Genomic DNA, 15,032 nt, shown 5'->3' with positions numbered 1-15,032 from the left:
ATGAAGCAAGTAGTGAAGTGGATTTGTTTAGTTGGGATGATTGGGGCAATCTTTATGCCTTCATTAAATGTACACGCGACGGAAGAGCCGACGATGATGGAATTGGTTCAACAAGCTGGATATTCCGTCGATGAAAGCCATCGACCAGAGTCCATCGTCTTAATTGATGGCAACACAGGGAAGTACTTATGGGGAGAAAATCCTGATTTGATCCACAATCCTGCAAGCGTGATGAAGTTAATGACGTTGTACTTAGTCTATGAAGCGATGGCACAAGGACAGTTTACAATGGAGACGAACGTAGTGGGGAATCCGCGTTATCAGCAGATTTCTCAAATCTATGCGTTAAGCAATGCGCCGATTGTGACTGGAGTAGAATACCCAGTCAGTGAATTAATACCGATGTTACTTGTCCCTTCTTCAAATGTTGCAACCTTGATGTTAGCCGAATTAGTGGAACCCAATCCTGTTCTTTTCTTAGAGAAAATGAATGCGAAAGCTGCCGAACTAGGAATGGTCAATACGGTGATTTATAATGCGACTGGAGCAGCCATTTTTGCATTTGATGGTTTATACGTTCCAGAAGGGATTGACGGTAGTTCGTTACAAACAGAAGCGGATAACCAAACAAGCGCGCGTGACCTTTCGATCTTGCTTTATCATTTATTAAAAATGAATCCAGATGTGGTGCAATATACGAGCACGCCTCAAATTACCACGATGCAAGGGACACCATATGAGGAGAGTTTTGATAGCTACAATCATTCGTTGCCTGGGCTTACACATGCATATGAAGGTGTCGATGGCCTAAAAACAGGTTCGAGTCCATCGGGTGGCTTTAATATTGCGATGACTGGCGAACGTGATGGTTTTCGTTTAATTACAATTGTATTGGGTGTGGGTGACTGGACGGATCAACAAGGTGAATATTATCGTCAACCCTTTGCAAATGCTGCTTTTGAATATGGTTTTACACAATTTGAATATCGTGAAATCTTAGCATCTGGCGAACAAGAAGTGAACGATCAAAAAGTACTGCTTGAAACGAGTTTGTACGATACCGTTAAAAAAGAACAAGATCTAACGATTGCCTTGGAAGAAGACAAGGTAGGACTTGCTTCCCCACTAGCAACGGTTTCAGATAAGATTTTACCTAGAACGCAAAACGTTAATATAGTAGCCAAATCGACTCCAAAAGCGATTGTTGAAAAAGTAAGTACGACTTTTGATAAAAATATTTTTAGTTCAAAATTAGGACAAGGCATGGTTATTGCTGTTGGAATTTTGATTGTACTTATAGGGTTACTGTTTATTTCAAATATTCGTAATACCCGTCGTCGTCGGATGGCGCGCCAAAATCGTGGCAGAAGATAAAAATCGAAGAAGTAAGGATGACAAAAAACGTTTTTCGAAAGAACAGACTTTTGTTCCCCATTTATCGATCAAATATGCGTATAAAATCAAGAGCCTGTGACGGATGTCGCAGGTTCTTTTTAGTTTTTTTTACTATTTCTCATGTTTTCCCAATGTCCTTTTATAAAGAATCATGTATAATATTCAAGATTGAAGCACATTTTACTTATAATTATTAACGAAGGGAAGAGAAAGCGTGAAAAAAAATAAGACAACAAATAAAGTAAAAAGAGACTTCACGAAAATGAAAACACCACATATTTATGTGATTATTTTCGGTGTCGTCCTCTTTTCTTGGTTGCTAACTTTCTTAGTTCCAGCTGGAAAATTTAGCACTGAAGAAATCGAATACGATGACGGTAAAGGAGGCGTTAGTACACGAACGGTCTTACGTCAAGATTCATTCCGTTATGCGCATCCTTTAGATACCGAATTTGTTTTTGATCAGTTAGAAGAACTGCAAAATAATCCGGACGAGATGGAAGAGTTAGCGATTCCAGAAGAAGGTTTAGAAGCAGTTTTAGCTAGTGGGGAAGATGAATTAACGCAAGAAAAATTAGATGAAATTTCATTAACCGATGATACACTATATGATTTATACGGAATGAAAATCTATGATACAAGTAAGAAATTACATCGAACAGCCCGTGTTTGGGGGACTGATGATACCGGTGGTTTTGGTTTCTTAAACTTTGTATTCGAAGGATTAACATCAGGGGATAAATATGGTTCTGCTGTCGGAATTGCGGCTTTAATTCTAGTTGTCGGTGGAGCGTTTGGTATTATTATGCGAACGGGTGCAATTGAAGCAGGGATTTTTGCCTTTATTAGCAAGACAAAAGGATTAGAGCGTTTAGCGTTACCATTATTATTCTTCGCCTTTTCTTTTGGTGGAGCAACATTCGGCATGGCAGAAGAAGTCATTCCATTTGCGATGATTATGGTACCATTTGTGATTGCACTAGGCTATGACTCCATTGTCGCCGTGACGGTCACATATGTCGCTTCTCAAATCGGGAACGGAACTTCTTGGATGAGTCCATTTAGTGTCGCTGTTGCACAAGGAATTGCAGGGGTACCGGTACTTTCAGGCGCCACTTTCCGTTTAATTATGTGGTTTGTCGTGACGGCACTGTCTGCTGCCTACTTAATGGTTTATGCAGAAAAAATTCGTAAAAATCCAGAGAAATCATTAAGTTATAAATCAGATAATTATTTCCGTGAACACATCCAAAAAACTAACGATGAAAATAAACCATTTTTATTGGGACATAAACTCGTATTAGTTGAAATGTTAATTATCTTAATGTGGATTGTTTGGGGCGTAACTCAAAAAGGATACTATATTCCAGAAATTGCTTCACAATTCTTTGTAATGGGATTAGTAGCAGGGATTACCGCGGTGATCTTTAATTTAGAAGGAATGAGTATCAATGATGTTGCTTCTTCTTTCCAATCGGGAGCATCGGAATTAGCGGGAACTGCCATTGTTGTCGGAATGGCAAAAGGAATCTTACTTGTATTAGGTGGCTCAGATGCAAACGTAGCATCTGCGTTAAATACGGTGTTACATAGTATTGGGACAGTCTTAGTAGGAGCGCCAGCTTGGTTAGGTGCTTGGGTGATGTATATTTTCCAAAGTTTATTTAACTTAGTCGTAACATCGAACTCAGGACAAGCAGCACTCACAATGCCAATTATGGCTCCATTGGCTGATCTAGTCGGTGTTCCTCGCCAAATAGCTGTATTAGCTTATCAATTAGGTTCAGGCTTTATGGATGCCTTCACACCTGTTTCAGCAAGTTTAATCGGTGTACTTGGTGTCGCTCGAATCGAATGGGTGAAATGGGCAAGATTCCAAATCAAAATGCAAGGCTTCTTATTTGTTTTAGGAACCATCTTCATTATGATTGCTATTGCGATTGGATTGCAATAAAATAAAAGCGGTGCTGAGATGGTCAACGCCATCTCAGTTTTTTTGAGGAATTGACACAACCGACCAGAAATAAGCTAAAAATCAACGAACGATTTTTTCGTAAGCGGTGCTTATTTCTTTTGCTATACCGCTCTATAAAAAAATAATCAAAACGGCATGCTTGAGGCAATGACTCGGTAATAAGCTAAAATCTGTCCAAAAGTAAAACGAACTTTTGTCCGATTCCTTGCTTATTCCTCGTCATAAAACGCCTTAATCATAGCTTCTAATCAAAACGGCATGCTTGAGGCAATGACTCGGTAATAAGCCAGAATCTGTCCAAAAGTAAAACGAACTTTTGTCCGATTCCTTGCGTATTTCTCGTCATAAAACGCCTCAATCATAGCCTCTAATCAAAACGGCATGTTTGAGGCAATGACTCGGTAATAAGCCAGAATCTGTCCAAAAGTAAAACCAACTTTTGTCCGATTCCTTGCTTATTACTCGTCATAAAACGCCTCAATCATAGCCTCTAAATCAAAAAGAAATGAGTGTGATTTTTTATGTTAATTATTCGTCAAGTTGAAGTTTATGCACCGGATTTTTTAGGCACGATGGATGTGCTCATTGTGAATGACAAGATTGTGGCAATGGAAGATGAGTTAACGGGTGGCTTTGAAGAGCTTGCCGTTGAAGAAATTGATGGTCGTGGGCAAATTTTAACGCCAGGATTCATTGATGGGCATTTCCATCTACTAGGTGGGGGTGGCGAAAATGGCTATCATAATCGTACACCTGAAGTGACGTTGAGTCAGTTAACGACAGCAGGTGTAACCACGGTTGTCGGCTGTTTAGGTACGGATGGTGTCGGTCGTGACATGGTTGCTTTATTGAGTAAAGCACATGGGCTAGAAGCGGAAGGGATTACGACTTATGTTTTTGATGGCTCGTATCGTTTACCAATTGAACCTGTAACGGATTCAATCATTAAAGATTTCTTGACGATTGATAAAATTATTGGTGTTGGGGAATTAGCAATTGCGGATCATCGTTCATCGCAACCAACCTTCCATGAGTTTAGCCGAACAGTTGCGGATGCGCGAGTAGGTGGTATGCTGTCTGGCAAAGCGGGTATTGCAAATATCCATTTAGGTGATGGTAAAGACCGTCTAAAATTGATTCATCAAACAATCGAAGAAACCGATATTCCAATCAGTCAATTTTGGCCAACGCATGCCAATCGAACACAAGAAGTTTTTGAAGCTTGTTTAGTTTTTGCTAAGCAAGGCGGCGTGATCGACTTTACTGGTAGTGAGAATCCTGATTTTTGGGAGAAAACCGATGGTGAAGTACGTTTTAGTAAAGCGTTGAAACGCTTCTTAGATGAAGGCATTAGCTTAGATAATTTCACAATGACTTCAGATGGTCAAGGAAGCTTACCTTATTTCGATGAGAATAATCAATTCATCGGTATGGGTGTAGGCAGTTCAAAATCACTGCTTGTTGGAATAAAAGAAGCGGTTTTCAAAGAAAGTATTCCATTAGAAATAGTTTTACGTGCAGTGACAGTCAATCCAGCCAAAGTCCTGAAATTAGAAAATAAAGGAAAGATTGCTGTCGGTAAAGACGCAGATCTTTGTTTATTAGATAAAGAAACGTTAGACATTCGAACTGTTATTGCAAAAGGCCAAATTATGGTAGCTGAAAAAGAAGTAAAAGTTTGGGGAACCTTTGAACAATTGAATAAATAAGTACAAAAGCACGATAACCATATGATTGGGTTGTCGTGTTTTTTGTTATTTTATGAAAATAGAGAATGAATAAATCGTAAAAAAATATACGTAAATACAAACATTAGTTGAATAATTATGTATAAATATGCATTTTATGCTTGATTTTGGATAAAATATACGTATAGTAGAGATTAACAACGAATACAGGAGGAATGAAAAATGGTTATTGGAACAAATGAGATTAAGAAAGTGGTTCTTGCTTACTCTGGCGGTTTGGATACGTCAATTATGATTACGTGGTTGAAAGAAAATTATAATAATTGTGAGGTTATCGCGGTTACTGGGAACGTTGGACAAGATGCAGAGCTTGATGGTTTAGAAGAAAAAGCGTTAAATACCGGTGCATCTAAACTGTATATTGAAGATTTACAAAAAGAATTTGTCGAAGATTATATTTTCCCATCACTAAAAGCGGGCGCGGTTTATGAAAATAGTTATTTACTAGGGACCTCTTTTGCCCGTCCGATTATTGGTAAACGTTTAGTTGAGATTGCCTTAGCTGAAGGCGCGGATGCGATTTGTCATGGTTGTACCGGAAAAGGAAATGACCAAGTTCGTTTTGAATTAGCGGTCAAAGCTTTTGCCCCAACGATGAAGATTATTGCTCCTTGGCGTACATGGGAATTGAAATCGCGTGAAGATGAAATTGAGTACGCAGAGAAACACCAAATTCCCTTAAAGATTACAAGAGAAACGAACTATTCAAAAGATATGAACTTATGGCATTTATCGCATGAAGGATTGGATTTGGAAGATCCAGCCAACGAACCAAAATACGATCAAATTTTAGAATTAAGTGTTTCACCTGAAAAGGCACCGGATCGTCCAACCTACTTAACGTTATCGTTTGAAAAAGGTTTGCCAGTCGCACTTGATGGTAAAAAACTCGATGGCGTGTCATTGATTAAGGCCTTAAACAAGATTGGTGGCGCCAATGGAATTGGTATTATTGATATCGTTGAAAACCGTCTCGTTGGCATGAAATCACGTGGCGTTTATGAGACACCAGGAGGCACGATTTTATATCATGCGCATCAAGCACTCGAAACATTGTGTTTAGATAAAGAGACGCAGCATTTTAAACAAGGCGTATCAAATAAATTTGCGGAACTCGTTTATAATGGACTGTGGTTTACGCCATTGCGTGAATCGTTGAGTGCGTTTGTGGATCAAACACAACAAACCGTAACCGGTGAAGTCAAATTGAAATTATACAAAGGAAATATTACAAACGTTAGCTTAACGTCACCTTATTCGCTTTACAATGAAGAATTTGCTTCATTTGGTGAAGATGTAGTTTACAATCAACAAGATGCAGCCGGCTTTATTAATTTATTTGGTCTACCAATTACCGTTCAAGCGTTATTAAATAAGGTTGGTGAATAACTATGGCAAAAATGTGGGCAGGACGTTTTAAAAAAGAAATCGATGAACGAGTGAATGATTTTAACTCTTCGATTCGCTTTGATCAACGAATGTACAAACATGATATTTTTGGCAGTATTGCCCACGCAATGATGCTGGGGGAACAAGGCATTATTCCAGTAACAGAAGCCCAAAAAATTGTTGCTGGCCTCGAAGACATATTGGAAGCTTTAGAATCTGGCGCATTAGCGATTGATCCATCGGCAGAAGATATCCATATGTTTATTGAAGCAACGTTAACTGAAAAACTAGGCGAAAGCGGTAAACGACTGCATACCGCTCGTAGTCGTAACGATCAAGTGGCACTGGATTTACGTTTTTACTTGAAAGATGAAACGACTGAATTGATTCAATTGACCAAATCACTGATTCATGTTTTTTGTGATTTGGCAGCCAAACATACTGAAACGGTTATGACCGGTTACACGCATTTACAACGTGCTCAACCCGTTACGTTTGCACATCATTTAATGGCCTACGTTCAAATGTTTTTACGTGATATTTCTCGTTTAGAAGAAACGCAAAACAGAATGGATGAGATGCCACTAGGAAGTGGTGCGTTAGCGGGGACAACGTATGACATTCATCGCCAAAGAGTCGCTGAACTTTTAGGGTTTGCAGATATTACCCAAAATAGTTTAGATGGTGTGTCTGACCGTGACTTTGCGATTGAGCTGACGAGTGATTTAGCGATTTTAATGATGCATTTGTCACGCTTTTGTGAGGAAATCATTTTATGGTGTTCATGGGAATTCAAATTTATTGAACTAGATGATGCTTATGCGACCGGTTCGAGTATTATGCCGCAGAAAAAAAATCCAGATATTGCCGAGCTCATCCGTGGGAAAACAGGACGGGTAATTGGCGATTTGGTGACCTTACTGACGATGATGAAAGGTTTACCACTCGCATATAACAAAGACATGCAAGAAGATAAAGAAGCCGTCTTTGATGCGGTTGATACGGCCAAACTTTGCTTAACGACGCTAGCACCAATGGTTGAAACGATGACGGTTCTAAAAGAAAACATGCGTCAAGCGGCAGCGAAAGGGTTTATTAACGCGACCGATTGCGCTGATTACCTTGTTAAAAAAGGCATGGCCTTTCGCGATGCTTATCAAATTACAGGTAAATTAGTTGCTCTTTGTATCGAAAAAAACACAACATTAGAAGCACTTGATTTAGCGAGTTATCAAGCATTGAGTGACTTGTTTAGTGAAGATATCTATCAAGCAATTGATTTAGTTACGTGTGTGAATGAGCGTAAAGTGGCAGGCGGTCCGGCCAAAAGTGCAGTGGAACAACAAATTAAAGTGGCGCTTGAAAAAATTTAAAAGGGGGCCAAAAAGGAAATGAAAACAAAGGTTTATATTGATGGACAAGAAGGTACGACAGGATTGAAAATTGTTGAGCGATTAGAAGAGCGTTCAGATATCACCCTTTTAAAAATCGACTCAGCATTACGAAAAGATCCGCAAGAACGGCAGCGTTTGATGAATCAATCCGATTATACGATTCTTTGTTTACCCGATGTTGCAGCGATTGAAGCAGTCTCGTTAATCGAAAATGAAGCAGTTAAAGTCATTGATGCATCGACCGCTCATCGCACACATGAAGAATGGGCCTATGGCTTCCCTGAATTATCGTCACAACATCGACAAAAGATTCAATCATCTAAACGTGTGGCAGTCCCGGGGTGTTATGCGAGTGGTTTCGCAGCACTCGTTTATCCGTTGGTTACGGCAGGGATTTTACCACAAGATTATCCAATTGTTTGTCATGCAACAAGTGGTTACAGTGGCGGTGGGAAACAAACAATTCAAGCCTATGAAGCAACGCCACGTCCGATTGAATATGAGGCACCTCGTCTGTATGCTTTGGAACAACAACACAAGCATTTAAAAGAAATGCAATTTGTTTCAAACTTAGACTACTCACCGATTTTTAATCCAATCATTGCCGATTACTATCAAGGAATGACTGTAGCGATACCATTACATACGCGGTTGTTAGCGAAGGGAGTCACCGTTGAGACTTTGCAGCAATTCTTTATGGAGCATTATGCAAATCAGTCTTTTATTAAAGTGAGTCCAACGAGTCCATCAGGATTCTTAGGGGCAAATGGCGTGGTTGATTCAAATGAATTGGAAATCTATCTTTCAGGACACGAGGAACAAATCTTACTTGTTGCCCGCTTGGATAACTTAGGCAAAGGCGCTTCGGGAGCAGCCGTTCAATGTTTGAACATTATGATGGGGATTGATGAAACCACCTCACTGAAAGAATAAAGAGTCATAAAGGGGGAAAAAGAAGGTTGTTAACAAAAGATTTTAATTATACAGTGATTCCCAATGGGGTTTGTGCGGCACAAGGGTTTGTCGCTTCCGGTGTTCATTGTGGCTTACGAAAAAATAAAAACCGCCCAGATTTGGCCTTGATTTATAGCGAAACCATGTGCCAAGCGGCGGCTGTTTACACGCAAAATCGTGTCAAAGGGGCACCGATTTATGTGACGCAAAGACATTTAGCCAATCAACAAGCACAAGCAATCATTATTAATAGTGGCAATGCCAATACGTGTAATCCAGATGGCGAAGAAAAAGCGCAAATCATGTGCCAAACCATTGCGGATCAATTAGCGATTGCAGCCAGTGATGTGGTCGTCGCTTCGACAGGGATTATTGGCGAGTCGTTACCGATTGAATTAATCGTCGATGCCGCACCTGCTTTAAAAAATCAGTTAAGCCGCGAGGGCAATGATCAGGCAGCCGCGGCGATCTTAACGACCGATACGTGCCAAAAAGAGTACGCTATCTCACTTGAAATTGCTGGGAAAACAGTGAACATTGGCGGCATTTCAAAAGGAAGTGGCATGATTCATCCAAACATGGCAACGATGCTTTGTTTTGTGACAACGGATGCAGCGATTGAATCAACGTTGTTACAACAAGCCGTGCGTGATGTAACTGATGAAACGTTTAATATGATTTCCGTTGATGGGGATACGTCAACGAATGACATGGTGACCGTTTTAGCATCTAGTTTAGCGGACAATACGTTGATTAGCGATAGTAATTCTGCTGAATACCAATCTTTTGTTCAAGGATTGTATGTCGTATTGATGCAACTCTCACGTAAAATCGCTCAAGATGGTGAAGGGGCGTCGAAGTTACTGGAATGCCAAGTGACGGGTGCGAAAGAAAAAAGTACCGCACGTTTTGTTGCTAAGAGTATTATTACTTCAAGTTTAGTTAAAAGTGCGATGTTTGGACAAGATCCAAACTGGGGACGAATTTTGTGTGCGATTGGCTATAGTGACGGTGACTTTGCTATCGAAAATGTCCAAGTCGATCTGGCTTCAACTAAAGGACGCGAGACGGTTTGCTTAAACGGCTCACGTGCCGATTTTGATGTCAAAAAACTAGAAAGTATTTTAACTGAAGATGAAATTTTCATTTATGTTGATTTAGGCCAAGGAGAAGCGAAAGCGACTGCTTGGGGCTGTGATTTAACATATGATTATGTCAAAATCAATGCCGATTACCATACATAAAAAGGGATGAGGTGAAAGAAATGGTATCCGATGAGTTACGTGCGGAAATATTAATGGACGCATTGCCTTATATTCAAAAATACAATAACAAAATTGTCGTCGTGAAATATGGCGGCAACGCGATGACGAGTGAAACATTAAAAGATGCGGTCATGGCTGACATCGTTTTGCTTTCATTGATTGGGATTAAAGTCGTCCTTGTTCATGGCGGGGGACCTGAAATTAATGAGCACCTCCAAAAAATCGGTAAAGAAAGTCGTTTTGTCGATGGCTTACGTTATACTGATCAAGAAACGATGGATGTTGTCCAAATGGTTTTAGCTGGAAAAGTCAATAAAAATCTGGTGGCTCACCTTGAAAAAAGTGGTGGAAAAGCCATTGGACTCTGTGGGATTGATGGTTCAATGTTGCAAGCAGAAAAGAAAGCCAGCGCCGTTGATTTAGGTTTTGTAGGCACTGTCACGAATGTCGATGCGACACCGATTTTAAATGCACTTGATCAAGGCTACATTCCAGTCGTTTCAACGATTGGGATTGGTACCGATAAACAAACGTATAATATTAACGCAGATACAGCGGCTGCCAAAATTGCCGCAACGCTTCAAGCGGAAAACTTAATTTTAATGTCTGATATTAAAGGCGTATTACGTGACTATACCGATGAAAACACTTTGATTCCGCTCGTTCAAGTGAGTGAAGTACCAAGTCTAGTCAAACAAGGAATTATTAGCGGGGGCATGATTCCTAAAATCGAATGTTGTGTCGAGGCGATTCGTCGTGGCGTTAAGCGTTCGATTATTATTGATGGCCGAACACCGCATTCGATTTTAATTGAATTGCTTTCAAAAGACGGAATTGGAACGATGTTTTCTTAAGAAAGGTGGAAATCAATGTCAACACAAGCCCAAACGAAACAACACGTCATGAATACGTATGCTCGTAAACCCATCACATTAGTTGAAGGCAAAGGAGCGATTGTTTTTGATGATCAAGGAAAAAGATACGTTGATTTTAGCAGTGGGATTGGTGTCAATGCGTTAGGTTATTGTGATCCAGACTGGAGTGCAGCGGTTGCCAAACAAAGTCAGCTGTTACAGCACACCTCGAATTTGTATTACACACAACCAATGGCTCAAGTCGCGCAAATACTTTGTCAAAGAACCAATTACTCGAAAGCCTTCTTTGGAAATTCAGGTGCAGAAGCCAATGAAGGAGCGATTAAGTTAGCCCGTAAATATAGTTTTGATCGCTACGGTAAAGAAGCCAATCGTTATAAGATTTTAACATTGGTCGATTCTTTCCATGGTCGAACGATTACGACCTTAGCTGCTACAGGACAGGACGTGTTTCACCAGTCATTTGATCCATTTACTGAAGGCTTTGATTATGTTGAAGTCAACAATCTTGAAGCTTTGAAAGCAAAAATGGATGCGAGTGTTTGTGCGGTAATGATTGAATTTGTCCAAGGCGAAGGTGGGATTCACTTACTCAATCCAGACTATGTTGAAGCGTTATTTGAACTGTGTGCAACGCAAGATGTGTTAGTCATTGCCGATGAAGTCCAAACAGGGATTGGCCGTACGGGCACGCTTTTAGCGAGCGAACATTATCACGTTCAACCCGATATTACAACACTTGCCAAAGGTTTAGGTGGCGGACTTCCGATTGGCGCGATTTTATGTACGGAAAAATTAGCGAACGTCTTTCAACCAGGGGATCATGCAACAACTTTTGGTGGGAATCCAGTCGTCTGTGCCGGTGCCAAAGTGGTGTTAGAGAAATTAAACGATGCACTACTAGAAGCCGTACAACAAAAAGAAAAAGTGATCCGTCAACAACTGACCAATCTACCTTCAGTTAAAAAAATCGACGGTATTGGTTTAATGCTTGGGATTCAATTAACGGATAAAAAAGCAACCGATGTGATTGATCAATGCTTAGAGCAAGGGTTAATTGTATTGTCAGCCAAAGAAAAAATACGCTTGTTACCACCACTAACAATTACTGATACTGAACTAAATGAAGGACTAGCGATTTTAGCCAAGGTCCTCATGAGTCAACCAAAGGAGTGAGTCGATGAACCATTTATTAAAAATGCTTGATTTATCAAAGGAAGAAATCATTGAGTTGTTAAATTTAGCGGATCAACTAAAATATGAAAAAGCCAATAATATTCCACATCCACATTTAGCTGGGAAAACATTAGCGATGATTTTTGAAAAATCGTCTACTCGAACGCGTGTCTCTTTTGAAGTGGGGATGTACCAATTAGGCGGTCATCCGCTTTTCTTAAGTTCAAATGACTTACAAATGGGACGAGGCGAGCCGATTCAAGATACGGCACGGGTCCTTTCACGCTACTGTGATGGGATTATGATTCGGACATTTGGACACTCAATTGTGGAAGAATTAGCCGAACATAGTAGTGTACCTGTGATTAATGGCTTAACGGATTTTTCGCATCCGTGTCAAATATTTGCCGACTTACTAACGATTCGCGAATACAAAGGTTCTTTTGAAGGCTTAAAAGTTTGTTTCATTGGCGACCCCAATAACATGGCCAATTCATTAATTGTCGGAGCGTTAAAATTAGGGATGCGCTTTTCACTGGCTTCACCTGAAGGTTATACCTTACATCCGGAAATTGCAGCCTTTGTAGCGGATTATCCAGATGCCTTTGAGCAGACGACGGATGTTTTACAAGCGGCAAAAGAAGCGGACGTAGTGATTACCGATGTCTGGGCATCAATGGGAGATGAAGGGGAAGCGGAAGAACGTAAAAAGGCTTTTGCTAACTATCAAATCAACAACCAAGTAATGGAAGTAGCTGATGCTGATGCGATCGTCCTTCATTGCTTACCAGCACACCGTGAAGAAGAAATTACAGCAGAAGTATTTGAAAAATACGCCGATGTGATTTTTGATGAAGCCGAAAACCGACTACATGCTCAAAAAGCGATTCTAGTGAAACTAATGGCGCCGTCAGTTCTAGAAATATAGGTGTAAGAAAAGTTTGTATAAGAAAAAAGGTGCTGTGACATAAATCACAACACCTTTTTTTTATAAAAATATTTGATCGACAAACGGGCGACAAAAGTCTGCTCTTTCGGAAATTCCACTAAATTCGAGCAATCGAAAGCCCCGATTGTTCGAATTTACCTCCAATTTCTCAGAGCAAAGCGACTTTTTGAACACCTTATTTTTTTAGTTTTGTTAAATCAAAGACGAGGACTTCATCAATCGGAATCGTCTTTAATTTATGGCGATAGGGCAAGGCAGAAGATTCGAATAAGACATAGAGTCGATTGTCATGCGCGACGATTTGTTCTAAGTAGGGTGGGAATTCAACGACATCGGTAAAATCTTTTTCAGTATATGCTGTTGGATCTTTTTCAAGATTGTTTTTAGTGAAAAAAAGCTGTGAAGCAGTTTGACCGTAAGATTGAGAAAAAAGAATTTGGTCTTGATAAAACGTCACACCTTGAAGTTTTTCAATGATTTCAGCTTTTTCCTTTTTTGAATCGGCTCCACGTGTTTCAGCCGGATTGTTTTGCTTGGCTTGTTCAGGAAGTCCCTCATCATTTAAAGGGTAGCTAACAAGGGTGCCTTCATTTTCTTTTTTGAAATGCCCAACGACTAAATTGCTTTCGTAATAGGCTAAAAAAGAAGCTTTCGATAAATCGGTTAAAGCAATTTGATGCTGATAAGTAATGGCTTTTTTTGTTTTTTCAAAATGATCTTCTTCAATTTGTTTGATCGAAAGAGCAGAAAGCTGCGCCCCGTCATCTGTGGTTTCAGTCGTCATCCAAAGGTTCTTTCCGACGGGATCATAAGCAAGCCCACCTAAATGTGGCGTATCCGGCAAGACGATGGTTTTTAAGTGTTTTCCTGTCTTTTTGTCGAGCACATAAATCACAGAATGGTATTTTTTCCCTTCACTGTAAGCCGATATAAAACCGTAGTCTTCAGAAAAAGTTAAGCCTTGTGGCACCATATCTTTGCCGATTTGGACTTTTTTTGATTTCGTTTCAATGGTTAGTGTTTCTTCTAAATTCGGTATTTTATAATGGACGTCTTTGATTAACGCCTTGGCTATCTCGGGGTAGTGTTGTTCAATTTGAAGAAAGCTATCCCTATCCTTATCTTGCAGGAAATGTAAGAAAAAGAACAGGCACGTAATAAAAACGAAGAACAAGCCAATGATTAGATGATGCCTCTTTTTAGTATTCATGAAAACGCCTCCTTACTTAATTGAATTCTACCGAAAATGTGCTAATAAAGGAACTAATAACCACTAAAATATGGAACTTGATACTTATCAAGTCTTTTTCTTTAACGTTGACTTAGACTAGAGTCAAATCAAATGAAAGTAGGAACTGATATGACAACGACATTTAAGGTGTATGCAAAAAAAGCTTTTCCAGAATTAGATAAGTTTACGCGAACAATTGAAAAAGTACATGGAGAAAATCATCCAGAGTTACGCGAAGTTCGTCAATTATTTTTAACGATACAAGACAAAACACAGAAGGATGATTTTACGAGAGTAATGCTGACGTCAGATATTGCTCGTTTACAAAGCATTACTGCAAATTACACACCGCCAGCGGATGCTTGTCAGGCGTACCAAAAAACATATGTAATGTTAAAAGCGCTTGATGAAACCTATCAAAAATAAAAATACCGAGATTAGACGTTTAATGAAGTGCTCCCTGTCAAGTAGACAGTGTTAAAAACAAAAACTAATATTTTAGATTACGCATTCTCTTATCGTGAGATTGCGTTTTTTATGCTGTTAATTTTCGGTATTCATTTGGAGAGTAATTGTTTAATGATTCGACGTAACGATAGTTATTGTAGTAACGGATATAGCGAGAAACATCGTTACAGACAGCTTCGTAACTATCTAATTTCTTTATATAAAAACTTTCAG

General features: G+C 39.6%; 13 protein-coding genes. 11 read left to right on the top strand and 2 right to left on the bottom strand.

Features of this window, described 5'->3' with window-relative positions:
• The 10 genes from IEV09_RS10895 to argF all read left to right on the top strand — a co-directional run bounded on the left by IEV09_RS10895 (position 1) and on the right by argF (position 13,099).
• Positions 1–1,374 (top strand): DUF1958 domain-containing protein, encoded by a 1,374-nt coding sequence (locus IEV09_RS10895; RefSeq protein ID WP_188368338.1) that lies wholly within the window; start codon positions 1–3, stop codon positions 1,372–1,374.
• 283 nt (positions 1,375–1,657) lie between these two features.
• On the top strand, positions 1,658–3,349 hold the full coding sequence (gene yfcC, locus IEV09_RS10890) for a putative basic amino acid antiporter YfcC (protein ID WP_245329688.1): 1,692 nt from the start codon (positions 1,658–1,660) through the stop codon (positions 3,347–3,349).
• A 542-nt stretch (positions 3,350–3,891) separates the two neighbouring features.
• On the top strand, positions 3,892–5,079 hold the full coding sequence (gene iadA, locus IEV09_RS10885; RefSeq protein WP_188368336.1) for a beta-aspartyl-peptidase: 1,188 nt from the start codon (positions 3,892–3,894) through the stop codon (positions 5,077–5,079).
• A gap of 201 nt (positions 5,080–5,280) precedes the next feature.
• Positions 5,281–6,507: an argininosuccinate synthase gene (locus IEV09_RS10880; protein ID WP_188368335.1), complete on the top strand. Its 1,227-nt coding sequence runs from the start codon at positions 5,281–5,283 to the stop codon at positions 6,505–6,507.
• Positions 6,508–6,509: 2 nt separating this feature from the next.
• Positions 6,510–7,880, top strand: coding sequence for an argininosuccinate lyase (gene argH, locus IEV09_RS10875; protein WP_188368334.1), 1,371 nt, complete (start codon positions 6,510–6,512; stop codon positions 7,878–7,880).
• Positions 7,881–7,898: 18 nt separating this feature from the next.
• The gene (gene argC / locus IEV09_RS10870) at positions 7,899–8,834 is read left to right on the top strand and encodes an N-acetyl-gamma-glutamyl-phosphate reductase (protein ID WP_188368333.1); all 936 of its coding nucleotides are present in this window, start codon (positions 7,899–7,901) and stop codon (positions 8,832–8,834) included.
• A gap of 26 nt (positions 8,835–8,860) precedes the next feature.
• On the top strand, positions 8,861–10,099 hold the full coding sequence (gene argJ, locus IEV09_RS10865) for a bifunctional glutamate N-acetyltransferase/amino-acid acetyltransferase ArgJ (RefSeq protein WP_188368332.1): 1,239 nt from the start codon (positions 8,861–8,863) through the stop codon (positions 10,097–10,099).
• A gap of 20 nt (positions 10,100–10,119) precedes the next feature.
• Positions 10,120–10,974, top strand: coding sequence for an acetylglutamate kinase (argB, locus tag IEV09_RS10860; RefSeq protein WP_188368412.1), 855 nt, complete (start codon positions 10,120–10,122; stop codon positions 10,972–10,974).
• Between the two features lie 15 nt (positions 10,975–10,989).
• On the top strand, positions 10,990–12,171 hold the full coding sequence (locus tag IEV09_RS10855) for an aspartate aminotransferase family protein (protein WP_188368331.1): 1,182 nt from the start codon (positions 10,990–10,992) through the stop codon (positions 12,169–12,171).
• Positions 12,172–12,175: 4 nt separating this feature from the next.
• A complete protein-coding gene (gene argF / locus IEV09_RS10850) occupies positions 12,176–13,099 on the top strand; it encodes an ornithine carbamoyltransferase (RefSeq protein WP_188368330.1) in 924 nt (307 codons plus the stop codon).
• Positions 13,100–13,295: 196 nt separating this feature from the next.
• On the opposite strand, the gene IEV09_RS10845 is transcribed toward argF, so the two are convergent.
• Entirely contained in the window at positions 13,296–14,330 is a 1,035-nt protein-coding gene (locus tag IEV09_RS10845; RefSeq protein WP_188368329.1) for a YncE family protein, read from the bottom strand.
• Between the two features lie 132 nt (positions 14,331–14,462).
• Here IEV09_RS10845 and IEV09_RS10840 point away from each other — a divergent pair, with 132 nt between their 5' ends.
• Entirely contained in the window at positions 14,463–14,777 is a 315-nt protein-coding gene (locus IEV09_RS10840; RefSeq protein ID WP_188368328.1) for an iron-sulfur cluster repair di-iron protein, ric, read from the top strand.
• 109 nt (positions 14,778–14,886) lie between these two features.
• Here the strand turns inward: IEV09_RS10840 and IEV09_RS12850 are convergent, their stop codons facing one another.
• Positions 14,887–15,018 (bottom strand): IS3 family transposase, encoded by a 132-nt coding sequence (locus IEV09_RS12850; protein ID WP_373281489.1) that lies wholly within the window; start codon positions 15,016–15,018, stop codon positions 14,887–14,889.
• Between the last annotated feature and the right edge of the window lie 14 nt (positions 15,019–15,032).

The sequence above is a fragment of the Enterococcus alcedinis genome (genome assembly GCF_014635985.1).
GTDB classification, from domain to species: Bacteria; Bacillota; Bacilli; order Lactobacillales; family Enterococcaceae; genus Enterococcus_I; species Enterococcus_I alcedinis.
The sequence above is the reverse complement of the archived record's forward strand: the minus strand, read 5'-3'. Positions and strand labels throughout refer to the sequence as shown.